A 24,859-nucleotide genomic window follows, 5' to 3' on the forward strand; every position below is an offset into this window, starting at 1 on the left:
AACTTAATTACTGAAACCAGTATCTTCTGGCAACCACTCGCTGCTCATCAATGAACAACTCTCCCTGCTCATTCCATCGAAACGTTAATGCCCCCGAATAAGCAGTATTCCACTGTTTAGTCCCCTGATACAGGTAACGCCTGACAACATTTTTGTGAGGGTGGCCAAAATGATGCTGAAACCCTGCAGAAAAAACCACATGCTCAGGGCGGACTGCTCTTACAAAAGCAGAGCTCGACGATGTAGCGCTGCCGTGATGCGGCGCCATCAGCATTGTCAGCTGGTTGTTATCCATCATCTGTTTCAGTCTTGGCAGCAGCACAAACTCGACTTCTCTTTCGATATCCCCTGGCAGCAGAATATGACGGTTCCCGTAACTGATTAACAACACACAAGAGCGGTTATTGGATGTTTTATTGCTACTTCCTGGTTCCGGGTGCAGCACACGAAATGTCACATTATCCCACTCCCACCTCTGCCCCAAATAACAGTTATCCCTGTTATCCCTGCTATTAATCACCTCACCCATCAGGATTTCTTGCGGTTGATAGTGTTTGAGAAAACCGTCCACACCACCGGCATGATCCAGATCATTATGGCTGACAATCAGCACATCCGGAGCGCCTGCCCCCACCCCTCTGAGATAGGGAACAACAATCCCGCTACCGGCATCAAAGCGTTCACTGTAACGCGGCCCAGTGTCATAAATCAGTGTATGTGCGGCAGTGCGAACCACCACAGCCAGTCCCTGTCCGACATCCAGCGCTGTTATTACCAGCGGAAAACCAGACTTCACAGAGGTGCATAACGAAGCTGCCAGTAACGGAACGGATAAATACTTCCCAGGAAAACCTCTCGGCATCAACAATAAGAACGCCACCACCAGTAGTGAAGCAGTCATAACCGGACCCGGTACAATCGTGGGCAGTGTTGTATCCGGCATAGAAGCTATCAGGTTCATGAAGATTTCAAGCTGCCATCCCCCGAGGCACCACAATACCTCCGCACCATCTGTACTGAACGGTTGAATCATGGCAGCAGTCAGGCAGAACGGCACCACCAGAAAGCTGATCCACGGCACAGCGACAAAATTGACCAGTGGCGAAATAATTGATTGCGGCAACTGCCATAGCATTAAAACAACAAATAGCCCGACAAACATTAACCATTGCACTCGCATCAGCTGCTTTAGTTTTGCAACAGCATCTGTTTGCTTTTCCGTCAGGGTTGGCAACAACCAGAGCAAAATGGCTGCCGCAGTAAAAGATAACCAGAACCCGCCACTGTGAGTTGCCAACGGATCGACAACAGCCACCCCCAAAAGTGCCAGCACAAAACCATAACCTGGTGGCAGTTGCCGGTTCATCAATATCATCAGGTTTGCAACGGCAACCATCACAAGAGCCCGTTGCGCAGGCAGACCCAACCCGGATAACCCCGCATAACCGGCCGCAAAAGTAATGGAAAAAGCACTGCCCCAATAATGAGAAATGCCGAATTTCCAGCAAACGACAACCAACCGGCCCACGCCACTACCCAGCCAGAACCCCATCAACGCGATCAAACCAATATGCAGCCCGGAAATAACCAGCAGATGAATAACACCGGCATGAGTCAGTTGTTGCCAAACATCTTCCGGTAATAAACTTCGGTCACCAACCGTTAGCGCCACCAGTAATGCCCGCACGTCAGAGGAAAGCTCAAGCTGCTGAATACTTTCCCGCAACTGCCAGCGCCAGTGTGACAGCGAATAGTGATTGCCAGAGATCAGCTCATTATCACCACTGTTTCTCACATAACCGGTTGCCGCTATTCCTTCGCTCAATAACCACCGTTGATAATCAAATCCGTATGGATTTACAAACCCTCTTGGGCGCCGCAGCCGCACCTCCAGCTGCCATTGCTGGCCGGGCTCCGGAATAGCAACTTCACCATTCGCCCCCCAATGCCAACTTAAGCTGATTTTTTTCCGATTGAGCCACACATACCGGCTATCCACAGCATGCTTGACCTGGAACTCAAACCGCACGCTTTGTGAAGAGACTGATGGCAGCCCCACCACACTGCCAACCACCTTAAAGGTCTGACCTGTCAAATTACCGGGGAGCTGGTTTGCAAGCATTTGATAGCCCGAATACAAGCCGTAACTCACGCCTGCCAAAAGAAATACCGCGTAGTAACTCAGATTTTTCAGGCGCGGAGATTTCGACGTCAGCCTGGCAAAAAGCAACAGCAAACCCATTACCAAAGACAGGCAAACAACAAAAACCCACCCAGGCAGCAGTGGCAGCCAGCCCACAAGAAAAACACCGACAGAAAGCAGTAATAACCGAAACACCATTAACATCCTTGTTGATGGTTGCAGAAAAGAGACCGTATTTAACCACAGTGTGCCCCGTGAGGCACATCTGTTACGCTTCCACCATGAACCCTCATTTACTGATCATTTATCATACTCAGAGCGGAAACACAGGGCAGCTTGCAAGAGCTGTTCTAAAAGGCGCTTCTCACGAGGCCGATGTAGAAAGCCGGTTTCGGACAGCTTTTGAAAGCAACCTTGATGATCTGCTCTGGGCAGACGGCATCATCTTTGGCACCCCGGAAAATTTCGGCTATATGAGTGGTGCACTGAAAGATTTTTTTGATCGCACCTACTATCCAGCGGAGCCTTACCAAATTAACCTTCCCTATGCTGTCTTTATCAGCGCTGGCAACGACGGCAGCGGCGCCGAGCGGGAAGTAGATCGCATCGTAAAAGGTTACCCCTTGCGAAAAGTTTCAGAATCATTAATTTGCAAGGGAGAAATAACCAGCGAACATCTTCGACAGGCGGAAGAGCTGGGGCAGTCGATGGCCGCAGGATTGAGCATCGGCATTTTTTGACGAACAACAGGGCATCAATGGTAGATTCAATGACAGTAAAAACTGAGAAAACACCTGTAAGAAAAGGAACAACCGGACTGATTCTTTCAGGTGGTGGTGCCAGGGCTGCCTATCAAGTGGGCGTTCTCAAAGCTGTCGCAGAGATCCTGCCCAAAAATGTCTGCAACCCCTTCCCCATTATTTGCGGCACTTCCGCCGGTTCGATCAACGCACTGGCAATTGCTGGCAGGGCTGGCCATTTCCGACTCAGGATCCGCAAGCTGGAAACCATATGGAACAACCTGGGGCCTGAGAATGTATATCGCACAGACACCTGGGGGGTGTTGAAAAACAGCATCAAAATGCTGTTCTCTTTTCTCAATAGCGGCTATGCCCTTGGAGAGCCAAAAGCCCTGCTGGACAACGAACCTCTGCGTGAACTATTGAAAGACTATGTCCGTTTTCGTCATGTGGATGAAGCTATTGCCAGCGGTGAGCTGCAAGCGGTAAGTGTTACAGCCATGAGCTACACCAACGGGCAATCCGTCTGTTTTTTTCAGGGACGCGGCGATCTGCAACCCTGGGAGAGATCGCGACGTGTTGGCGTCAGAACCGGCTTAACGGTTGACCATCTAATGGCATCCTCCGCTATTCCAACACTGTTCCCTGCCCGCAAAATTGCAGATGGCTTCTATGGCGATGGTGCCATACGTCAGCTCAAACCCATAAGCCCCGCCCTGCACTTGGGCGCCGACAAGGTTTTTGTGATTGGCGTCAGCGACAATCCCATCCATAAAAAACCACATCAGTTCATTCGTCACTCACCGTCCATCGCGCAAATCATCGGTCACATGTTTAACACAGCCTTTATTGACTCGATTGAAAGTGATCTTGAAACACTGGAAATGGTTAACCAGCTGGCAGATCGTCTTAGCCCTGAAGAGCGGGCTGCAGGCGGAATTGAAACACTTCGCCCAGTGAAATACCTGGCCATTTCACCCTCTGACCCAATTGATGAGCTCGCCGCTGACTACATTAAAGAACTGCCCTACAGCATTAGGGCCTTCTTGCGATTGACGGGTGCGACAGCACATGGCGGCGGTATCAGTGCCGCCAGTTATTTACTGTTTTCCAGAGGGTTCTGCCGGAAACTGGTGGAGCTTGGTTACCGCGACGGTATGAAACAGGCCGAGGATATTCGTACCTTTTTCAACCTGAACACGTCCGACGATACAGACGGCAAGCTACAGATAGAGCCATGCCGGGAGCAAACCGATCAGACGACGGCCTGTTCACACTAATTCGGCCACTATCCCGAGGCAGGTTAGCCCCCCGTTTCCGGCTTACGCCTGCTCTTCCGGCGATTCTTTGCGAAACTGCTCGGGATCAATAAACTGTAATTTCAGATTCAGGCTATCCCCTCCTGTCTCTACCCCCAGAACCAGCATATTGGCTTGCCCGTCACTTTCGATAATTCCGGGAACCAGAAAAATACCGGCGCCGGCCTGATCGTTGGTAAAGAATGGCGCTTTCTTTTTATTCGGCAAATAATGACTGTAATTTTTAAGCATTGAAGTAAGAGCCTGCACAAACAAGTGAAACGTCAGATGGCCGCGAAATTCTGAAGCGTCCAGTGACAATTTCAGATTCACCTGCATTTTTCCATCGCCACCTTCCAGAGATCCCAGCCGAACGGCTTTGCCGTCATCAATTTCCTTGAAACGCTTTTTCCCCAGTTCCTTATTGGCCTGTATAAAATAACTATTCAGTAAATTGCCTGCCAGCGTCAACAGACGCTCATTCTCTATTTTCAGGTTTGCCGTTTGTTTCATTAAATCCACTCTCAGTTGCTATCAAAAAATTACGCTATCGGAGGCGCGAGTTTACTGGCGATTTACGAGCAAACCAACTGCCACAATTGTTTACTTGATTTGAAACCATCTACAGGTAACATATGTCCAAGCTTTGACCATGTCATTTGAGGAAAAACCATGCAACAACAACCTGTAAACCGAACAACTGATCACCAGAGTGGTATTGTATCCACGGCTTTAAGCGGTGAGGTCAGCAAGGTATTACGCAACACCTACGCCCTGTTAGCTCTTACTATCACCTTTAGTGCAGTAACTGCTGGCATAGCCATGGCGATCAACGCGCCCTTCATGGGTTTGTGGATGTTACTGCCCTATATCGCTTTTCTCTGGCTCACAGAGAAAAATAAAAACAATGCAATGGGCCTGCTCTGGGTATTTGCACTCACAGGGTGGATGGGCTTCACTCTTGGCCCCATTCTCAACTTCTATCTGGCAACTTCCGGCGCAGAGCCCATATTAATGGCCCTGGGCGGCACCGCTATCATCTTCTTTGCCTGCTCCGGCTATGTACTGGTTACCCGCAAAGAACTGTCTTTTATGACCGGCTTCTTGATGACCGGCATTCTGGTGGCCTTTATTGCCGCTATTGCCAATTACTTCCTCCAGATTCAGGGACTTTCATTGGCTATTTCCTGTGTATTCCTGGTGGTTTGTTCCGGCCTTATCATGTGGCAGACCAGTGCTATCATCCACGGCGGTGAGAAAAATTACATATCCGCTACCGTCACGCTTTACGTGATGATCTATAACGTTTTCACCAGCCTGCTCCACCTGATTGGCTTTGCTGACGACTAATTGCAACCGAGTGTCACCACTCAATAAAAGGCGATTTTACTGAGAGTGGTATCCGAAAAAAATTATTTAGCCAATCTTGCTGCCTGGTCAGAATCTCTGGCCAGGCAGCTTGCTAATGAAGAAGATATTCGCCTGACACCTGAGCATATTGAAATACTGTATATCGCCCGATCATTTTATGCCGAATACGGCTTTTCCCCCTCCATGCGCCCACTGCTTAAATATATCGCCACTCACCTGGATATCAGTAAGGGGCGCAGTATTTACATGATGCAACTGTTCCCCCCCAGTCCGGCCCGGGTTGCGGCAAAAATTGCGGGATTACCAAAACCCAAAGACTGCCTTTAGCCTGAAGCAATAACGGTTTTCAACTATACTCCATTGAATAATGGGCCCTTTATGACTGAAATCCATCCTGAAAAAAAACAGATTGCGCAACCATCACTTGCATCAGAACAATGCGAGGCCTGCCGCGCAGACTCACCAAAAGTGCCGGAGCAGGAAATACCCGTTTTATTAACACAATTGCCGGGATGGAGTATGCAAACCATTGATGGTGTCATGCAACTAACGAAAACCTTTCACTTCAGAAATTTTGCCGAAGCGCTGAGGTTCACGAACCGGTTAGGGAGTTTCGCCGAAACCGCCAACCACCACCCCGCTATTTTGCTGGAATGGGGCCACGTTTCAGTTACCTGGTGGACCCACAAGATTCAAGGGCTACACCGCAACGATTTCATTGCTGCGGCAAAAACAGATCAGCTTCTTGAAACAAACAGCTCCCTTTAAAGAGGCTACCTCGGAAAACCAACACCATTTCTGGTATCACGAAAGCCTGTCAGGGCCCCCATTTTGCAAACTTTGAAACACCGCTTTCTACACTAAGAACCAGGTCGGTTGGCACCGCTTCTGTACCGGCATGCTCCAGATCAGGGTGGTTGTCGATAACGAGCTTAAGAGCGCTTTCCTGATCTTCTTTTACTTCAACATAAAAAACATACTTTCCTTCCGCCAGTACTTCCTGGAAGCGTTTGAAATGCGCATTGGGTTCCTGCACACCCCACATGCCACCCTCCCAGGTGATAAAACCCATTAAGACAACTGCCAAAAAAATAAATGGCAGCCAGCCCACCTGCTCTGGCAGATCCATCAAATAAGCAACAAGAATCACCAGCAGCGCGGTAATTAAGCCAAAAACCGAGGCCTTCAACGCAGAGCGAACAGCATCGCTTTTCATAAATGACGGCACCTGATGCAAGCCACGCCCTACCAAAGCAGCATCATCAAGCGTCAGTACATGGGTCTGCAGTGCAGTGATATCTTTGCTCTCCAGTTCCCTGCTGATATTTTCCAGTTCGTCCAGGTTACCACTGACAAAATAGTGTCGATTCATAAGCCACTCCTTGTGTTCTATTGATTGTGGTGACCTTTATACCCACCGTCAGTATGGTTGACGCGTAACGTATGTGAAAGAAATAGCCCAACCACCTTGCAAGTATCGTCACAAAGGTACGCACCAGCCAATCACAGATAGAATAATTAGCAATAAAAATTTATATTCAATGGTTTTTTAGTTATTAAGCAGATGTATCAGCAATTTGCGTTGGCAAGCCTGGTGTCGGTGTTCCCACAGGAAAATGCCTTGCCATGTGCCCAGTGCCAGTTTTCCATTGATGACAGGAATTGAGAGGGAAGTTGCCGTTAACGCCGATTTGATATGAGCGGGCATATCGTCCGGACCTTCAAGGGTATGGCTGTACACTGGATCGTTTTCCGGCACCAGTCGATTCAACCAGTTTTCAAGGTCTGCTTTTGCCGATGGGTCATAATTCTCCTGAATCAATAGACTCGCTGATGTGTGCTGAATAAAGAGACTGCACAAACCTTCATCCACACCTGACTGCAAAACCTGAGTGGCAACCCGGGCGGTGATGTCGTGCAGTCCCTGGCCGACAACCTTAATGTCACACTCATAAATCAAAAGGACTCTCCTCAAATACTCAATGCAATATTAACCAATGCAGCTGTTCCAGTATAATGCCCGCCCCGCTCACTCAAGCTGAACACTTTTTGGGTTAAAGCATGCTGAATACTATCGACCCCGACAATTACCAACAACAACTGAAGCACAAGCTCGAACGGCTAAAAAACCAGTTTGCCGGACTCGAATTACCGCAAATCAGTGTTCTGGCATCCGAACCGCTGAATTTTCGGATGCGGGCAGAATTCCGCATCTGGCACGAAGATGGCCAGGCACATTACGCTATGAACCGGCCCGGCGAAAAACGTCCTTACAGGATTGATAATTTCCCGATTGCGTCGAAACTCATCAATCAATTAATGCCTGCACTGTTAAGCGAAATCAATGCCAGCCCCGTACTGAGTAAACGTCTGTTTAGCGTCGAGTTTTTGTCTTCATTGAGCGGCGAAGTGTTGATCACGCTCATCTACCACAAACCACTGAACGAACAGTGGAGAACAGAAGCGAAAACGCTGTCTGCCAAGCTCTCTACTGGTATCATAGGCCGCAGCCGCAAGCAGAAAGTAGTGCTGGATAAAGACTACATCACCGAGCGACTGCAGGTCGGCGGTAGACAGTACAGTTATCAGCAGATTGAAAACAGTTTTACCCAACCAAACGCCAGAGTGAATGAAAAGATGCTCGCCTGGGCGCTCAATTGTAGTCGGAATCTCGGCGGCGATTTACTCGAGCTATACTGCGGTAACGGCAACTTTACCTGCGTACTGGCAGAGAACTTTGAAAAAGTTCTGGCCACTGAAATATCGAAAATTTCCGTACGCTCGGCACAGCATAATTTTCAGGCAAACGGAATCCACAATATTGTGGTTGTGCGAATGTCCAGTGAAGAAATTACCCAGGCCTTGAACAATGTGCGCCCATTTCGACGCCTTAGGGAAATAGCACTCAACAATTATAATTTCAGCACTGTCTTTGTCGATCCACCGCGCGCCGGGCTTGATGACGAGACTCTTGAACTGGTAAGCAAATTCGACAATATCATTTATATTTCCTGTAACCCGGACACGCTGAAAGAGAATCTGGACACCCTCAACAAAAGTCATCAGGTGCAACAATTCGCCGTGTTCGACCAGTTTCCTTACACCCATCACCTGGAGTGTGGAGCACTGTTGAAAAAAAGATGATGCTGCCCAGCGACATCCGTACTAAAAATCGTAATTGACACCAACAGACAACCGCAAATCATCACTGTCAGGGCGACTGCCATCACGACTCATTTGCGGCTCTTCAACTCGATCCATATAAAGTTTCACATTGAGATCGAGGTTGTTCAGCAAACCAACAGATATACCGGTTTCAAGGTAGTGAATCATCTTGCCAACATTTTCATCAACTACTTTCAGGTTATACCGAAAATCGTAATCAATATTTGACGTCAGCGCGATTTCGTAACGGGTTCCTAGCGCAAACACTGCCGAAGATTCACTGTCGTCACGCCCTTCCGGAACTTCATCAAAAACGGTGTACTGATAACTCGGACCTGCGGTAACATCCCAGCTCACCCGTTTTTTCGCCAACAATTTGTAACCCAAAGCAATACCGGCGGTGACCCTGTTCTCAATGTTTTGAAATGGATCTCTGAAATATTCGACGTCAGGCAGCCGGAGAAACAGTTTATCGGAAAGAAACCAGTCAAACGAACTGCTTAACAGGTGGCTGTTGCCTGTTTCAACATTATCCGTTTCACTGAAACTGGCCGTGTAATCCGTCAACCAGCGAGAGCTTCCGGTAATTCGTTTTAATTCAATATCTGTCACATAATCAAGCTGGTCAGTATTGCCGCTACGAACATCCAGCCCAAAACTCACTGACCGCTTCCAGGGACTTTCGGTCGGTTTCTCTGCTGCAGGAATAGAAACCAGCTGCCGGCGCGGAATCTGCTGTGACTTCTCCGATGTTAATACATCAATATTTTGCTGATTGATCAACAGTCTGCCTTCTAACACCTGCCCATCAGTCGTTCGCAATGTCTGTGTTTTGGCAGTACGAAGCTCGGCAATATCTGCCCATTTAAGCGTCAGCTTCCCCAGCTTGGCACTGACAAACTCAAGTTCATCGTCGTAAAGCGCAACCACTTTTCCTTTCAACCACTCATCAGAGGTTAGCCTGACCCAGTCATGCTGCCGGGGCGAAGGATCATTGTCACCAGACCAGACAACAGGTTCAGCTCCGGCAGACGGCAGGAATATTGTCAATACCAGGGAGAAAAAGAGGCCCGGCAACACAGTTTTATTCATGGTTGCACTCTCGAAGAATAAATGATTATTTGAGTTTCTGTTGTTGTTCCTGATGCTCGGATTCCACAATCAAATCCTCCGGCAACTGCCGTTTTGAACGAGCACCGAGTTGCTTGATGTCTTCAAATTTTTTCACCAGATTACCACGCCCTTCCACCAGTCGGCGGCGGGTTTGCAGCCAGGCATCATGACTTTTGTCAATGTGGCGTCCTACCTCATCCAGTGATTCCACCACCAATACCAGTTGGTCGTACAGCTTGCCCGCTTCGGCAGCAATTTTCTCGGCATTGCGGTTCTGATCTTCGTAGCGCCAGATATTGTGGATGGTGCGCAAGGTCGCCAGCAGCGTACTGGGGCTTACCAGAATAATGCCTTTATCGTAAGCATCCCGAAACAGGGTGTGATCGTTCTGCAGCGCCAACATAAAGGCAGCCTCAACCGGAACAAAAATCAGCACAAAATCGAGTGTATTGACACCTTCAAGCTGTTCGTAAGCTTTGCGACTCAAACCCGCAATATGAGTACGGATAGATTGCGAATGCTGCTTAAGAAACAATTGCTGTTCCTCTTTAGAATCGGCCCGGCAATAGCGTTCGTAATCTGTTAACGACACCTTGGCGTCAATAACGATATCCCGCTGATCCGGCAGGTGTACAATCACATCAGGATTCCTGCGTCGCCCTTCCTCATCCTTCAACGAAACCTGAGTTTCATATTCACGCCCCTTGCTTAACCCGGACTCTTCCAGCAAGCGCTCCAGAACTACCTCACCCCAGTTACCCTGAAATTTGCTGTCACCTTTCAGGGCATTGGCGAGTTGAATGGCATCTTCACCAACACGTTGAGCCTGTTTCTGTAATTCCACTACCTGCCCCAGCAGCTTATTGCGTTCAGCATTTTCCTTATCGTAGGCATCTTCAACTTTCTTGCGAAAATCACCAATCTCCCGGCGCAGAGGATCAATAGAAATATCCAGCGCCTGTTTGCTTTGTCGGGCAAATTTTTCCTGTTTATCATCAAAAATTCGATTAGCAAGATTTTCAAACTCCTGCGTCAGGTTCGCACGTGCCTGTCGCAGTAATTCAAGCTGCTCTTCATAACGGATTTTGTCGGCATTTAACCGGGTCTCCAGCACGGCTATATCAGATTTTGACTGGGCCATTATGTCCGCCAGTTTGCGACTATTAAGCAAACGGCTAATCAAAAAAGCAAAAACACCGCCAACCACTAACCCGAGCAGCAAAAAAATTACGTGGTCATATGTGATTGAAAGATTCATGACTGCATTCTACCAATGACGTCAGTGGTAAACACTGCCGTGCGCAAGAAAAGATTACGTTGTTTTATCCGTGTCTGATTTCTGGCCCGAAACCCTCGCTCCCTGAAATTTCCGTCTTTGCTCGCCCACACCGGCTTCGGGGGGAGTACAAAGAAAAATTCCTTCCGGTGTTTCTTCCGCAACCGTTCTAATCACTGGCGCAGGCTGGGCCAGCTCAGACATCAGTTGCTCTACGGTGCTGTGCTGCATAAGGCGAAGGCAGTTCATTTCCGTGGGAAATACCATGTTTATTTCACCCTGCTGCAGTTGTTGCATCAACATACCCAGAGGGCTCCAGTAAGCCGCATCCAGTTCACCCGGATCGTATTGGCCCTGTTGATCTCCCGGCTCCAGGGCCAGAAAGAAATCCGTCTCAAACCGTGGTTTTACCACTGCTGGCGCCACCCACCTGGCAAAATGAACCAGGCTGTCTATCTCCAGCACCAATTGCTCTTGGCTGACAAACTGTTCGAAACTCAACAGATCATCCACTAACGCCTTTCTGTAATGGGACAACACAGCCGTTTCAGCGGCAGACAAAAAATTTCCAGTGCGATCTGAAGCCAGTAACAAACCGGTTTCTTCAAACAATTCCCGAATAGCATTAATACGGTAGGGTAACAACGGGTCATCTGCATCCAATTTTTTGGCAAACTCAATATCCTGCCTGTCCAGAGCGCCGCCGGGGAATGCCGTAGCACCGGGAGCAAAGCGCATTTGTTGATTGCGCCTTACCACAAACAGTTCAACATCCTGCTCACCCTCACGCAGTAAAATAATGCTGGCAGAAGGTCTCGGCTGGCTGGCGACGGGAATTTTAATTGACTGATTCACTATCCGGTATTCCGTTTTATCGTGGCGTTCATTGTGCGATGATTGCCGCATGACTACAACCAAAGCAACCAAAGCAACCAGAACCTGTCGCGACCAGCCGACAGCAAGTCCAACACAATTTTTCTTGTTATATGCTGCGACCTCTTTTTGATATCGGCACTCTGACGAGTGCCATCGAATCCGGAGCCCTGATTATTACCGCCAACAATCGCCTGGCCAGCAAAATTCATCAGGCTTGGGGTAAGCATCAGGTCGACCAGGGGTTCAAGACCTGGCACCCACCCGAAGTCCACTCGTTGGAAAGTTGGTTGCTCGAAAACTGGCAGCACTGTTGTGATGCCGGAATAGCTCCTTGCTGCCATCACTTGCCCGTCTCACCACAGCAGGAAAGGATACTTTGGGAGCTGGCAATTACTACAGATCCTCATCGCCCTCCGCTGGTGGTTCCTTCCTCCTATGCCAGTTCAGCGCAGCAGGGTTATACCATTATTCAGCAATGGCAAATCCCCGACGCAATATTGACCACCGATGCCCCGCATTTATTTCGCTGGATATCAAATTTTCGTGACTTAATGTCTCAGCGCCACCTGATAACACTCAGTGATTGCGCCTTGCAGCTGAAAGAAATCATGACCGGGGGACAACTAACACGGCACCAACGGATACTGACCGTAGGCTTTCAAACCCTGCCACCTCTCTACCACAAGCTGTTAATAAGCGCTTGCCGGGAACTGGAAATTCCGGTCAGAGAACAACCTGTGAACTCGACTTGCGCCAGAAAAATCGGCCTCCCCGACGAAATACAGGAGTTGCAGGTGGCTGCAACATGGGCAGCCAGAACAGTTGCTGCCGAACCCGATTGTCGAATAGGCATTGTCGTTCCGGACCTGGCTCGCCTGCGCCCCCAGGTCGAACGCATCTTTCTCAAACATCTACTACCGGATAACCGACAACAAACCTTCTCGTCAATCACGCCGCCCTTTAATATTAGTGCCGGTATTCCATTGGCCGAAACGCCCATGGTGATGACAGCCATGGCATTGCTCAACCTGAACAGAAACGAGCAAGCCCTGAGCGATTGCTGCCAGTTGTTGAACAGTTTCTTTTGGGGTGAGGACAATCTGCCTGTTCGGGCAACAGCTGAGGAGCAGTTACGCAACCTGGCTAAATTCAGAATCCGCACCAGCGAATTCCGTTACCAGCTTTCCCGGGCGGCAGACCTGTATAGGGAAGATGGCAGCACCCCGGCACTCGCCGCCGGTCTGGAACAATTTGAAGCGCTGCGACGACAGTCCGCCACCCGAAACAACTTCAGTGGCTGGGCCACACTGTTCTGCGAACAACTCCGCGCCACGAACTGGCCCGGAGACCGCACGCTGGACAGCATCGAATACCAGCAACAGCAACACTGGCTACAACTGATAGAGCAGTTCTCGGCACTGGACCAGTTGCGCATTGAAGTTGATTTATACGAAGCCTTGCGCCATCTGCAACAATTTGCCAGACAGACAGTTTTTCAACCAGAAACGCCGGATTCTCCCATCCAGATCCTGGGTCTGCTGGAATCTGCAGAGCTGCGTTTTGATCACCTCTGGGTTATCGGAATGAACGACAGGCAGTGGCCACAACCCTGCCAGCCTCACCCGTTGCTTGGCACATCTATCCAGCGGGAATACCGGACACCCCGTTCAAGCCCGGAAAAGGAACTGCAGCTCGCTCAGGAACAGATCGACGGCTATCTCTGTAACGCAGCCGAGGTTGTCTTCAGCTACAGCCTTAAAGACAAAGACCGCCAACTATCCTGTACCCCCTTAATAGAGAACATCGGCAACATCAACATTGAGCAGTTGCTGGAAAATGGCGATGCTCAAGAGGCCTTGTATCAACCGGCACTACTTGAACAAGTGGACTGCAGCCGTGGCCCGGCGTTGCCAATGACCAATCAACCCGTTAAAGGTGGCAGTGCCATTTTCGACACACAGGCCGCCTGCCCTTTTAATGCTTTCGCCCGTTACCGCCTGGGTGCCCACAGCCCTCCGGAACCTGGCCTGGGACTAAGTGCAAGGGACAGAGGTTCACTGTTACACCTTTGCCTGGAGTACATCTGGTATCAACTAAAAGACCAGAAAAGTCTTCTACGGCTGACAGAACAACAACTCGATCAGCTACTGAATGCTGCTATCACTGACAGCCTATCCCGCTGGCAGCAAAGTCACCCGGAACTGCTGGGCGAACGGTTTACCCGGCTGGAAACCCAGCGTCTTCAGCGGTTGCTGAAGCGCTGGCTGGAACTGGAAAAACAGCGCTCACCGTTCCGTATTAAAGAGATTGAGGCACATCACGACATTGTATTTGCCGATTTACCGATGAGTTTACGGATTGACCGGGTAGACCTTCTGGAAAATGACAAACAATTTATTATCGACTACAAAACAGGCAATCCCGGTATCAGTAGCTGGATGGGTGAACGCCCGGAACAACCACAATTACCACTCTACGCCCTGAGCAGCGGAGAAGAGGTTGTCGGCATTGCATTTGCCGCCATTAATGCCGAGCAGCAATGTTTTATCGGTGTGACTGGTCAGGACAGCATCGCACCGGGATTAACTGTTATCAACACGGACAACAACCCGAACGGCTGGCACGAATTACGGCTTCAATGGCGCACCGAACTGGCACAACTGGCTGACGAATTTAAACGTGGCGATGCCGAGGTCTGCTTTTACAATCGCGCGGTAGCCCAATGGCAGGCGGAATTACTGCCGTTAAACCGCTGGCCGGAATACACCGCATCAGAGATAGAATCTTGACCACCATTACCGATCATCATCAGCGCCAGCAAGCCCTCGATCCGAACCAGTCTTTTGCGGTGTCCGCACCGGCAGGCTCCGGCAAAACCGAGCTACTGACCCAGCGCGTATTGAAGTTGCTGGCCCAGGTTGATAAACCCGAAGAAATTCTCTGCCTGACCTTCACCCGCAAAGCCGCCGGAGAAATGACCCAGCGCATTATCGCCGCCCTGCAACTGGCCCGCGAAGATATCCCCCCGGAACAACCCCACGCTTACCAGACATGGCAACTTGCCCGTGAAGCCTTACAGCAGGATGCCAAAAAAAACTGGCAGTTATTACAGTCTCCTAATCGTTTGCGAATACAGACTATCGATGGCTTTTGCCGAAACCTCGCACAACAGCTCAGTCTGGAAAGTGGTTTGAATACAACCAGTGAACCGCTGGACCAACCCGCCCCTCATTACCGCGAGGCTGCCAGTGAGTTTCTGTTAAACCAGCTCAACAGAAATGGCTATCTGGGCGACGCGGTAGGAACGCTTTTGCAACACCTGGACAATAACCTCAATAAACTGGAGCAGTTGTTAATCGGCCTGCTGGAAAAACGCGAACAGTGGCTGCAGCATCTGATCAGTGCCAGAGACGCCAGGCCCTACCTTGAGCAATTTCTGCAGCAAACCATTCAGGAAACACTGGAAACCCTTGCTGCGCAGTTGCAACCAGTCGCGAGCGACCTCTGTTTGCTGGCGGACTACGCTGCACAGAACCTTGTGAACAGAGCATCCGAATCCACTGTTTGCAACTGCCTCGGCCTGACCGGGCTGCCCCCTTGTACCGCGGAGGCTATGGCGCAGTGGCAGGGACTGGTGAATCTGTTAATCACAGCCAGCGACAGCGATCCCGGTTGGCGCACTGATCGGGGTATCAATATCAAGCTCGGTTTTCCAACAGCAAAAGACGACCCCGAATTCGGTGAGCTGCGTAAAACGGCTTTTCGGGATTTGCTAAGCTGGTGTCGCGACCAGTCAGGACTGTTGGACACATTACTCGAAGTACGCTATCTGCCCTCTGAGCAATACTCTGACAGCCAATGGCAAACACTGGATGCGCTCACAAAATTATTACCTGCGCTGGCTGCTCAACTGCAATTGCACTTTCAGCAGGAAAGCTGTTGTGACTTCACCGAAATCACCTTGGCGGCCCAGCGAGCACTTGGCGACCAGGATAACCCGACAGATCTGACATTGAGCCTCGATTATCGCATTCAGCATATTCTGATTGATGAATTCCAGGACACTTCGTCCATACAATTCGACATACTTCGCCTGCTGACTCAGGGCTGGCAGATCGGTGATGGTCGCAGCCTGTTTATCGTTGGCGATGGTATGCAATCGCTTTACGGCTTTAGGAATGCCAATGTGGGCCTGTTTCTGGAAGCCCGCAGCCAACCAATAGGCAATATTGAACTGACGCCTCTGGATTTGCAGGTTAACTTCCGCTCCCAGGCCGGGATTATTGACTGGGTGAATGACGTTTTTAAACTGGCTTTCCCGTCGCGGGACAATATCGCTCGTGGTGCCGTTTGTTACGCCCCGGCTACACCCTTTCACCCAGCACTGGACGGCAACGCTGTCACGGTGGACGCTTTTTTTGACCATCCCGACCATATTGCCGAAGCAACCCGTATAGTGGAGCTGGTCAGTGAGGCCAGGCTGGAAAACCCAAAGGGTTCGATTGCCATTCTGGTGCGCAACCGAAGGCATCTTGAGAATATCCTGCCTGCGCTCCATCAGGCCGGGCACCGCTGGCAGGCTTCGGACATTGATCCTCTGGCTCAGCGAATGCCGGTCATCGATCTGATGTCGCTCACCCGCGCCCTGCTCTCTCCGGCAGATCGCATCGCCTGGCTTTCGATCTTGCGCGCGCCCTGGTGCGGACTGGACCTGTACGACCTTTATTACCTGGCCAATACACCCATCACCGAAAGCCCTGCTACTGCCAGCAGATACCCATTGCTGCTATTACAGTTAATGCACTACCAGCAGGTCAGTGAACTCTCTGAGTCCGGAAAAAAAATTCTTCAGCGTATTAGCGACGTGATCATTCCCGCCTGGCAACAACGGCAGCGTCTGCCGTTACGCAACTGGGTTGAAAGCGTCTGGCAGGCATTGGGCGGACCTTCAGCCCTGCGCCAACCAGCAGATATGGACCACTGCCTGCAGTATTTCGATCTGTTGGAAGGACACAATCCAATCACCGATTGGCCAACCTTTGAGCAAGCAGTCACCGCCCTGTATGCGGCCCCAGATCCTGTTGCTGATAGCAGCCTTCAGATTATGACCATCCACAAAGCCAAGGGGCTCGAGTTTGACACTGTCATTATTCCGGGCCTGAATCGCAGCGGAGGTAACGACAAACAACAATTGCTAATGTGGCGAGAAAGGATCACGCAAAAAGGACAACAACAATTATTAATTGGCCCCCTGCAAGCCAGTGGCGATGATAAAGACCCCCTCTACCGGCACTTGCAACAGGAAACAAAGGAAAAAAACCGACTTGAGAGCACCCGCGTTATCTATGTGGGGGCAACCCGGGCTATCAGCAAACTACACCTGCTTTTTAATATCAGAACCGGAAAAAAACCGGCCAACAATAGCCTGCTGGCCAGATTGTGGCCCTGGATGGAGTCGGCAGTCCAACAACGTCACCCCTGTGTCAGTACCCATCAATTTGTCGATACGACCGAAGAGCGGGAGTATACCAAGACCCGTTTCACGCACATACACCGGCTATCCGCGAACTGGCAACAGAATACAGTGGTGGCAAAACTGCGTGACATTCAGAATCCCCCACAAAAAACAGGATCATCGTCCGCTGTTGTTATCGAGACACTTAACAGTGATGCCCGTCATACCGGCACCGTTCTGCACCGTATTCTCAAACAAATAACCTATGAAGGTGTTCACTCATGGAGCACGCAAACGGTGACTCAACGCCTGACCGCATGGGACCTTCAGCTTCGATATTTGGGAATGACCAACACCGAACAGGCACTGATCAAACTACAGCAGGCTGTTATCACGATGTTGAATGATCCCAAGGCACAGTGGCTCCTTGATCACCAGCACCAGCACAGCCAGTGTGAGCTGCCGCTTGGCTACCTTGATGAGGAACAGCAACCACGCACAGCCATTATCGATCGAACCTTTATTGATAACGGTATTCGCTGGGTAGTCGATTACAAAAGCTCTCAGCCTGATGAGAACGAGTCAGTAGATGCATTTCTCGCTCAACAGAAAAGCACTTATCGCCACCAGCTGGCGCTTTATGAAAAGCTGTTCAGGCAATTGGAATCATTGCCAGTAAGAACAGCTCTTTACTTTCCATTTTCCAGTATTTTCGAAGTCTTTGAGGGGCAGTAGGGCCAGAGTAAACCACCCTTTTACTCTTTAATTGTATTTATGTTCCCCTCTATTATTGAAATTTCTGTCAATTCTCAATATTCCACAATTCTCGAAGCGACTCTTTTAATCACAGAATGCATGATTGGTTTCGCCAAACAACACTATAGTTTTTAATAATTTGCCGCCACAAAGCCAAAATTTTAAAGTAGAATGCCCAGCTCTCGATAAGCTAATCTCCGTTAACAGGTAACCAGAGAAAACAGGCCACTCCATGAGCAGTATTGAAAATGTAAACATTCAGTCGCAAGAAGTACTCGTGACTCCTCGCGAACTAAAACAGGAACTGCCAGCCAGCGAAAAGGCTCAGGAAACTATCGCGAATGGACGTCATGCCATTGAAAACATTCTCGATAAAAAAGATCACCGTATTATGGTGGTGGTTGGCCCCTGCTCCATCCACGATACCAAAGCCGCTATGGAGTACGCCCAACGGCTGAAAAAACTCTCTGATGAGGTTTCTGATACTCTGCTGATCGTTATGCGCGTCTACTTCGAAAAACCGCGTACGACCACGGGCTGGAAGGGCCTGATTAATGATCCTTACATTAACGACTCCTTCAAAATCACGGAAGGCCTTCATGTAGGGCGCCAGCTATTGCTGGATATTGCCGACCTCGGTTTACCGACGGCTACAGAGGCCCTTGATCCCATTTCACCTCAGTACATGCAGGACCTGATCGCGTGGTCTGCCATTGGTGCGCGCACCACTGAATCACAAACCCACCGGGAAATGGCTTCAGGTCTGTCATCGTCTGTGGGATTCAAAAACGGTACGGATGGTGGTCTCACCGTCGCCATTAATGCACTTCAATCTGTTGCCAGCCCTCACCGTTTTCTGGGTATCAATAATGATGGCAATGTGTCAGTCATCACGACGGCCGGCAACCGCTATGCTCACGTTGTTCTGCGCGGCGGCGATGGCAAACCGAACTATGATTCGGTTAGTGTTTCTCTGGCGGAACAGGCTCTTAAAAAGGCCGGTATCGACTGCAATATTATGGTGGATTGCAGTCACGCCAATTCCAACAAGAACCACGAATTGCAGCCTCTGGTGATGGAGAACGTTACCAACCAAATTCTGGAAGGTAATAAATCCATTATCGGCATCATGATTGAAAGTAACCTCAAGGCGGGCAATCAGAAAATCCCGGCCAATCTGGAAGAGCTGGAATACGGTGTGTCAATTACTGACGCCTGTATCGATTGGGAAACAACCGAGAGCAGCTTGAAGGAGATGGCCAAAAAGCTGAAAGATATACTGCCCGCAAGAACCACCTGACACCGCGAAAAGATCAAAAAAGCTCACAACAAATATGAGAGCCTACATTATGAAAATCTTGTAGGCTTTTGTTTTTATTGTTTTTAATTTATTTTTCTGTTTGACTAAACCCGTTTATTACGGTGTCTATTACCTGCTCCAGCTGCTTGTGCGGTACCCCCATCTTCCCCAACAGCCGTAAACCTGCCATTGTCGCGATGAGCGTGTCTGCCTGTGCTGAAATATCTAAACCAGAAGCAATAAGTCCCATATCCTTTGCCTCCTGCAAGCGCTTGCAGAACAATTCGCGAATGACGAAGATGTGATTCCGGGCTTCTTTCGCCAGAGGCTTGTTGGTATTGGCAAGCTCGGAAATGGTATTAAAAAGCAAACAACCTTTTTCGAGCCGGACTGTTTCGCCATGAAGAAACAGTCCCGTAAAAAAGGCCTTGATAGCCTGAAGAGGATGACTGGTGCCTACCAGGGTTCGGGCTGTCATCGCCTCGAAGCTGTCCACATAGGTGGTCATCACTTCACGAAAAAGCGACTCCTTGTCACCAAAAGACGAATAAAGGCTGCCTCGATTAAGCTCCATAGCCTCCAGTAATTTGCTGATAGAACTTGCTTCATAACCATCCGTTATGAACACGTCCAGAGCAGCATTCAGCACTTCAGGTCTGTCAAACTCGGGCAATCGTGGCAATGTCCTGCCTTCCTTTTTGTTTTTATCGGGCTATATATTGCGCTATATTAAATTACAGGCAACATCAAACAGCCTGCCCTGTAATTGTGACATAGATCACACTTTTTGTCTTCCCCCCAAAAGCGCCCTACAACATCTCGCCTGACCGACTACTTATGAAAAATAGGCTTGGCTTCTATCCGTATGGTCTGTAACGTCCTTGACACCCTTGAGCCCAGGTACCTGATTCATCAGCGTAGTCTCAACCCCCTGTTTGAGGGTGACATCGGCCATACCGCAGCCCTGACAACCTCCGCCAAAGCGAAGAATTGCATAGCCATCGACAACTTCTTCCAGTGTGATATTCCCGCCGTGTGAGGCCAAACCCGGGTTCACCTCATTATGAAGCACATAATTAATATGATCTTCGATCGGACTGTCTTCATTGATATTGGGCAATCGGGAATTGGGTGCCTTAATTGTCAATTGGCCACCAAATTTATCCTCGGAAAAGTCCACAATAGCATCTTCCAGAAAGGGCAGACTGCGATGTTCAAACCAGACACTGAACATATCATATGCAACAACCAAGTCATCCTCCTTTGAATCACCGGGCTTACAATAGGCAATACAGGTCTCGGCTCTCGGCGTACCGGGGTCCGAAACAAACATCCGTATCCCTGTCGTTTTATCCTCCTGTTTGGCCAAAAGGTCACTGAGATATTTCTGGGCTGATTCTGTGATGGTTACACTGTCCATAAGCAAAACTCTTGATACTCGGATAACGTGATATTGGATAAAAGGGCAACCGCCACTGGCGATATACCTGAGTAATTTACTCATGTATTCTAGCAGTCAGGATAATTTGCCACAACAAGCACACCTGAACGGCCACTTTCAATTGCTGCTCTGCTAGAATGCGGTACCTGAAACAGTATTCCCGATAACCATTAGTTAATGCCCCATCAAATGACATTAACCCAAGCACAAGAGAAAGCACGTCTTGACCGCACAAACACCCCAGCAGCAACGTATTGAATCCCTCCACAGAGCGGCATCCGAACGCATCTTAATACTGGATGGTGCGATGGGAACCATGATCCAATCTCACAGGTTTGTCGAAAAAGACTATCGCGGCATTCGGTTTGCGGATTGGGGCCAAGATGTAGTTGGTAACAATGACTTATTATCACTGACACAACCCGACGTCATTAGAGATATCCACCGCGCTTACCTTCAGGCCGGCGCTGATATTGTCGAAACTAATACATTCAACTCCACAATTGCCTCTCAATCCGACTATGGCATGCAATCACTGGTGCGCGAGCTTAACGAAACTGGCGCACGGCTAGCACGGGAGGCCTGTGATGCAGAAAGCACCCCTGAGCGACCTCGGTGGGTAGCGGGAGTCCTTGGGCCTACCAGCCGTACCGCATCTATTTCACCGGACGTTAACAATCCCGCCGCCCGAAATACCAGCTTTGACGAGTTGGTCGCTGACTATATAGTCGCAACCGAAGGCTTAATCGACGGCGGCTCCGATATTATTCTGATCGAAACCATTTTCGATACACTGAATGCCAAAGCAGCTATTTTTGCGGTACAACAGGTGTTTGAACAGCAAGGTGTTGAGCTGCCAATCATGATATCCGGAACCATCACCGATGCCAGTGGAAGAACTCTTTCAGGCCAAACACCGGAGGCGTTCTGGAACTCTCTAGCCCATGCTAAACCCTTTGCTATTGGCTTGAATTGCGCCTTGGGAGCAACCGAGCTAAGACCGCACATTGAAGAGCTGTCACGCATTTCCGACACACTGGTCAGCGCACACCCGAATGCCGGTTTGCCAAATGAATTTGGTGAATATGACGAAACCCCCGAACAAATGGCAGCCATTGTCGGTGAGTTTGCCAGCGCAGGCTTTCTCAACATTGTTGGCGGCTGCTGCGGTACTACGCCAGAGCATATTCGCGCCATTGCCGAAGCGGTATCCAATCAAACAGTGCGTCGTGTTCCGGAAATACCATCTGCCTGCCGCCTAGCAGGCCTGGAACCTTTCAACATTACCGCAGAGTCTCTCTTTGTCAATGTTGGTGAACGCTGCAATATTACCGGGTCAGCCAAATTTAAACGGTTGATTCTGGACGACGATTACGACACTGCGCTGGAAGTCGCCCGACAACAGGTGGAAGACGGCGCCCAGATCATCGATATCAACATGGACGAAGGCATGCTGGATGCTGTTAAAGCCATGACGACTTTTCTGAAGCTTGTCGCCTCAGAGCCCGATATCTGCAAAGTACCGATTATGGTGGATTCGTCCAAATGGGAGGTTATCGAAGCAGGCCTGAAATGTATTCAGGGCAAACCCGTGGTGAACTCTATCAGTATGAAAGAAGGTGTTGAACCTTTTATCGCACAAGCCAGGCTCTGCCAGAAATATGGTGCTGCCGTGGTTGTTATGGCGTTTGATGAAGACGGCCAGGCAGACAACCTTGAGCGACGCAAAGTAATTTGTCAGCGCAGTTATGACATTCTGGTGAATCAGGTCGGTTTTAACCCTCAGGATATTATCTTTGACCCCAACGTGTTTGCCGTGGCCACGGGAATTGAAGAGCACAACAACTACGCTGTTGATTTCATTGAGAGCGCACGCTGGATTCGACAAAACCTGCCTGGCGCACAAATTTCCGGCGGAATCAGTAACGTTTCGTTTTCTTTTCGGGGTAACAATCCGGTTCGCGAAGCGATTCACTCGGTATTTCTGTATCACGCCATTAAAGCCGGTCTCTCCATGGGCATTGTGAATGCAGGGCAACTGGCGGTTTATTCCGACCTGCCGGATGAACTTCGAGATTGTGTAGAGGACGTGATTCTCAACAAACACGCCGACGGTACCGAAAACCTGCTGTCCATTGCCGAAAAATACCGGGGCGATGGCGGTGGCACCGAGCGAAAAGAAGACCTGGAGTGGCGTACGTGGCCCGTTTCAAAGCGGCTTGAACACTCGCTGGTTAAAGGTATTAACAATTTTATTGAAGAAGATACCGAGCTGGCCCGCCAGGAAGCCACCCGCCCTCTCGATGTTATCGAAGGCCCGTTAATGGACGGCATGAGCGTCGTCGGTGACCTGTTCGGTTCAGGACAAATGTTTCTTCCGCAAGTGGTTAAGTCTGCCCGAGTCATGAAACAAGCCGTCGCGTATCTACAACCCTATATTGAAGCGGAAAAAAGCGAAGGTGCCGAAACTAACGGTAAAATTTTGATGGCCACGGTGAAAGGTGATGTACACGATATCGGCAAAAACATTGTCGGCGTGGTACTCCAATGCAATAACTACGAAGTGGTAGATTTGGGCGTAATGGTGCCAGCAGAAACCATCCTTGATACCGCCCAAAAAGAACAGGTAGATATTATTGGCCTGTCAGGCTTGATCACGCCTTCGCTAGACGAAATGGTACATATCGCCAGTGAAATGGAGCGTCGTCAAATCAACCTGCCATTAATGATCGGCGGTGCCACTACATCCAAAGCGCATACCGCCGTTAAAATTGATCCGCAATACCAGCTAAACCAGACAGTGTATGTTCCCGATGCGTCTCGCGCCGTCGGTGTCGCCAGCAAGCTACTAAGTAAAGAGCAGCGCGATGCTTTTGTTCTGGATTTACAAGCCGAATATGTCACCGTGCGCGAACGGACTGCCAACCGCAAACCCAAAGGCACCTCCCTGCCTTACAGCCAGGCCATAGAATCCGGCCCGAAGCTCGACTGGAACAACTACCAACCACCGGTGCCAACATTCACCGGCATCAAGGTATTCGAGGACTACCCTCTCGAAGAGCTGATAAACACCATTGACTGGACGCCCTTTTTCATCAGCTGGGATCTGGCGGGCAAATACCCGAAAATTCTCGACGACAAAACGGTAGGTGAAGCGGCACGCAACCTGTTTGCTGACGGACAAGCCATGCTGCAAAAAATCATTGCAGAAAAACGCCTGAAAGCCAGTGCCGTCATCGGTTTATGGCCGGCCAACACCGTTAATCATGATGATATTAACGTGTACGCTGATGAATCTCGTGAGCAGCCTATTGCAACACTGCACCAAATCCGACAACAGATTCGCAAAACCGGGGCTGGAGACGAGCTGCTCTCGCTCGCCGACTACATAGCGCCTGCCGATTCAGGTGTTGCCGACTATATCGGCGGGTTTGCCGTGACTACCGGTCTGGGAGCCGATGAGCTGGCAAAAGAGTACGAAGCCAAGGGTGATGATTACAACAGTATTATGGTGAAGGCGCTGGCAGACCGACTGGCCGAATCTTTTGCCGAGCATATGCACCGTAGAGTTCGCACTGAGTTCTGGGGTTACGCCCAGCAAGAACAACTGGACAATGAATCGTTGATTAAAGAAAAGTATCAGGGAATCAGGCCCGCTCCAGGCTACCCCTCCTGCCCTGATCATAGCGAAAAAGCAACGTTGTTTGCGCTGCTTGACGCAGAACAGACGGGTATCCAGCTCACGGACAGCTTTGCCATGCTGCCCGCGGCTTCGGTCAGCGGCTGGTATTTCTCGCACCCTCAGGCAAAATACTTTAACACGGGTAAAATTCAGCGGGATCAACTGGAAAGCCTTGCTGAACGAAAACAGCAGCCCATTGAAACCGTGGAACGCTGGTTGCGCCCTATTTTGGACTAAACAGGT

The 24,859-nt window shown here is 49.8% G+C and carries 19 protein-coding genes; 10 read left to right on the top strand and 9 right to left on the bottom strand.

The annotated features are described in order from the left end of the window. Positions 1–7 precede the first annotated feature (7 nt). Positions 8–2,341 carry a DNA internalization-related competence protein ComEC/Rec2 gene (locus H7A02_05810; GenBank protein MCP5171765.1) on the bottom strand — a complete coding sequence of 778 codons (2,334 nt, stop codon included), beginning with the start codon at positions 2,339–2,341 and terminating at the stop codon, positions 8–10. A gap of 83 nt (positions 2,342–2,424) precedes the next feature. Between H7A02_05810 and H7A02_05815 the strand changes: the two genes are divergently transcribed. Both H7A02_05815 and H7A02_05820 read left to right on the top strand, forming a co-directional pair. Beyond that, a complete protein-coding gene (locus H7A02_05815) occupies positions 2,425–2,883 on the top strand; it encodes a flavodoxin family protein (protein MCP5171766.1) in 459 nt (152 codons plus the stop codon). A gap of 29 nt (positions 2,884–2,912) precedes the next feature. Further along, on the top strand, positions 2,913–4,163 hold the full coding sequence (locus H7A02_05820; protein ID MCP5171767.1) for a patatin-like phospholipase family protein: 1,251 nt from the start codon (positions 2,913–2,915) through the stop codon (positions 4,161–4,163). A gap of 42 nt (positions 4,164–4,205) precedes the next feature. On the opposite strand, the gene H7A02_05825 is transcribed toward H7A02_05820, so the two are convergent. Further along, on the bottom strand, positions 4,206–4,694 hold the full coding sequence (locus tag H7A02_05825) for a hypothetical protein (GenBank protein ID MCP5171768.1): 489 nt from the start codon (positions 4,692–4,694) through the stop codon (positions 4,206–4,208). Positions 4,695–4,853: 159 nt separating this feature from the next. Between H7A02_05825 and H7A02_05830 the strand changes: the two genes are divergently transcribed. The 3 genes from H7A02_05830 to H7A02_05840 are packed head-to-tail and all read left to right on the top strand — an operon-like array spanning position 4,854 to position 6,320. Continuing rightward, positions 4,854–5,531 (top strand): Bax inhibitor-1/YccA family protein, encoded by a 678-nt coding sequence (locus H7A02_05830; protein MCP5171769.1) that lies wholly within the window; start codon positions 4,854–4,856, stop codon positions 5,529–5,531. Positions 5,532–5,570: 39 nt separating this feature from the next. Then, positions 5,571–5,879 carry a TusE/DsrC/DsvC family sulfur relay protein gene (locus H7A02_05835; GenBank protein MCP5171770.1) on the top strand — a complete coding sequence of 103 codons (309 nt, stop codon included), beginning with the start codon at positions 5,571–5,573 and terminating at the stop codon, positions 5,877–5,879. 51 nt (positions 5,880–5,930) lie between these two features. Further along, positions 5,931–6,320: a 4a-hydroxytetrahydrobiopterin dehydratase gene (locus H7A02_05840; GenBank protein MCP5171771.1), complete on the top strand. Its 390-nt coding sequence runs from the start codon at positions 5,931–5,933 to the stop codon at positions 6,318–6,320. 49 nt (positions 6,321–6,369) lie between these two features. Here H7A02_05840 and H7A02_05845 read toward each other — a convergent pair whose 3' ends face one another. Both H7A02_05845 and H7A02_05850 read right to left on the bottom strand, forming a co-directional pair. Continuing rightward, positions 6,370–6,924 carry a hypothetical protein gene (locus tag H7A02_05845; GenBank protein MCP5171772.1) on the bottom strand — a complete coding sequence of 185 codons (555 nt, stop codon included), beginning with the start codon at positions 6,922–6,924 and terminating at the stop codon, positions 6,370–6,372. A 177-nt stretch (positions 6,925–7,101) separates the two neighbouring features. Continuing rightward, positions 7,102–7,512 carry a YjbQ family protein gene (locus tag H7A02_05850; GenBank protein MCP5171773.1) on the bottom strand — a complete coding sequence of 137 codons (411 nt, stop codon included), beginning with the start codon at positions 7,510–7,512 and terminating at the stop codon, positions 7,102–7,104. A gap of 101 nt (positions 7,513–7,613) precedes the next feature. On the opposite strand from H7A02_05850, the gene trmA reads away from it, so the two are divergent. Continuing rightward, positions 7,614–8,696: a tRNA (uridine(54)-C5)-methyltransferase TrmA gene (gene trmA / locus H7A02_05855; protein ID MCP5171774.1), complete on the top strand. Its 1,083-nt coding sequence runs from the start codon at positions 7,614–7,616 to the stop codon at positions 8,694–8,696. A 21-nt stretch (positions 8,697–8,717) separates the two neighbouring features. Here trmA and H7A02_05860 read toward each other — a convergent pair whose 3' ends face one another. The 3 genes from H7A02_05860 to H7A02_05870 are packed head-to-tail and all read right to left on the bottom strand — an operon-like array spanning position 8,718 to position 11,961. Next, entirely contained in the window at positions 8,718–9,809 is a 1,092-nt protein-coding gene (locus H7A02_05860; GenBank protein ID MCP5171775.1) for a DUF481 domain-containing protein, read from the bottom strand. Positions 9,810–9,834: 25 nt separating this feature from the next. After that, positions 9,835–11,088 carry a DNA recombination protein RmuC gene (locus H7A02_05865; protein ID MCP5171776.1) on the bottom strand — a complete coding sequence of 418 codons (1,254 nt, stop codon included), beginning with the start codon at positions 11,086–11,088 and terminating at the stop codon, positions 9,835–9,837. 54 nt (positions 11,089–11,142) lie between these two features. Beyond that, positions 11,143–11,961 carry an NUDIX domain-containing protein gene (locus H7A02_05870; protein ID MCP5171777.1) on the bottom strand — a complete coding sequence of 273 codons (819 nt, stop codon included), beginning with the start codon at positions 11,959–11,961 and terminating at the stop codon, positions 11,143–11,145. A 131-nt stretch (positions 11,962–12,092) separates the two neighbouring features. Here H7A02_05870 and H7A02_05875 point away from each other — a divergent pair, with 131 nt between their 5' ends. From H7A02_05875 to H7A02_05885, 3 genes are all read left to right on the top strand, one after another. Further along, complete coding sequence (locus tag H7A02_05875) at positions 12,093–14,771, top strand: PD-(D/E)XK nuclease family protein (protein ID MCP5171778.1); 2,679 nt, start codon at positions 12,093–12,095, stop codon at positions 14,769–14,771. After that, entirely contained in the window at positions 14,705–18,172 is a 3,468-nt protein-coding gene (locus H7A02_05880) for a UvrD-helicase domain-containing protein (protein ID MCP5171779.1), read from the top strand. Before H7A02_05875 ends, H7A02_05880 begins: the two co-directional genes overlap by 67 nt. Before the next feature lie 253 nt (positions 18,173–18,425). Further along, entirely contained in the window at positions 18,426–19,493 is a 1,068-nt protein-coding gene (locus tag H7A02_05885) for a 3-deoxy-7-phosphoheptulonate synthase (GenBank protein MCP5171780.1), read from the top strand. An 88-nt stretch (positions 19,494–19,581) separates the two neighbouring features. Here H7A02_05885 and H7A02_05890 read toward each other — a convergent pair whose 3' ends face one another. Together H7A02_05890 and nfuA are read right to left on the bottom strand one after the other, a co-directional pair. Further along, positions 19,582–20,175: a TetR/AcrR family transcriptional regulator gene (locus H7A02_05890; protein ID MCP5171781.1), complete on the bottom strand. Its 594-nt coding sequence runs from the start codon at positions 20,173–20,175 to the stop codon at positions 19,582–19,584. Positions 20,176–20,328: 153 nt separating this feature from the next. Further along, a complete protein-coding gene (gene nfuA, locus H7A02_05895) occupies positions 20,329–20,913 on the bottom strand; it encodes a Fe-S biogenesis protein NfuA (protein ID MCP5171782.1) in 585 nt (194 codons plus the stop codon). Between the two features lie 244 nt (positions 20,914–21,157). On the opposite strand from nfuA, the gene metH reads away from it, so the two are divergent. Next, entirely contained in the window at positions 21,158–24,853 is a 3,696-nt protein-coding gene (gene metH, locus H7A02_05900; GenBank protein ID MCP5171783.1) for a methionine synthase, read from the top strand. Positions 24,854–24,859: the final 6 nt, after the last annotated feature.

The organism is Pseudomonadales bacterium, from assembly GCA_024234435.1.
Lineage (GTDB): Bacteria > Pseudomonadota > Gammaproteobacteria > Pseudomonadales > Porticoccaceae > JACKOF01.

Excerpts from the sequence above, each read along its gene's own strand:
- H7A02_05875 (MCP5171778.1), top strand. The coding sequence starts at position 12,093 with ATGCTGCGACCTCTTTTTGATATCGGCACTCTGACGAGTGCCATCGAA.
- H7A02_05825 (MCP5171768.1), bottom strand. The coding sequence starts at position 4,694 with ATGAAACAAACGGCAAACCTGAAAATAGAGAATGAGCGTCTGTTGACG.
- H7A02_05860 (MCP5171775.1), bottom strand. The coding sequence starts at position 9,809 with ATGAATAAAACTGTGTTGCCGGGCCTCTTTTTCTCCCTGGTATTGACA.
- trmA (MCP5171774.1), top strand. The coding sequence starts at position 7,614 with ATGCTGAATACTATCGACCCCGACAATTACCAACAACAACTGAAGCAC.
- H7A02_05865 (MCP5171776.1), bottom strand. The coding sequence starts at position 11,088 with ATGAATCTTTCAATCACATATGACCACGTAATTTTTTTGCTGCTCGGG.
- H7A02_05840 (MCP5171771.1), top strand. The coding sequence starts at position 5,931 with ATGACTGAAATCCATCCTGAAAAAAAACAGATTGCGCAACCATCACTT.
- H7A02_05815 (MCP5171766.1), top strand. The coding sequence starts at position 2,425 with ATGAACCCTCATTTACTGATCATTTATCATACTCAGAGCGGAAACACA.
- nfuA (MCP5171782.1), bottom strand. The coding sequence starts at position 20,913 with ATGGACAGTGTAACCATCACAGAATCAGCCCAGAAATATCTCAGTGAC.
- H7A02_05830 (MCP5171769.1), top strand. The coding sequence starts at position 4,854 with ATGCAACAACAACCTGTAAACCGAACAACTGATCACCAGAGTGGTATT.
- H7A02_05845 (MCP5171772.1), bottom strand. The coding sequence starts at position 6,924 with ATGAATCGACACTATTTTGTCAGTGGTAACCTGGACGAACTGGAAAAT.
- H7A02_05880 (MCP5171779.1), top strand. The coding sequence starts at position 14,705 with ATGGCAGGCGGAATTACTGCCGTTAAACCGCTGGCCGGAATACACCGC.
- H7A02_05885 (MCP5171780.1), top strand. The coding sequence starts at position 18,426 with ATGAGCAGTATTGAAAATGTAAACATTCAGTCGCAAGAAGTACTCGTG.
- H7A02_05820 (MCP5171767.1), top strand. The coding sequence starts at position 2,913 with ATGACAGTAAAAACTGAGAAAACACCTGTAAGAAAAGGAACAACCGGA.
- H7A02_05810 (MCP5171765.1), bottom strand. The coding sequence starts at position 2,341 with ATGGTGTTTCGGTTATTACTGCTTTCTGTCGGTGTTTTTCTTGTGGGC.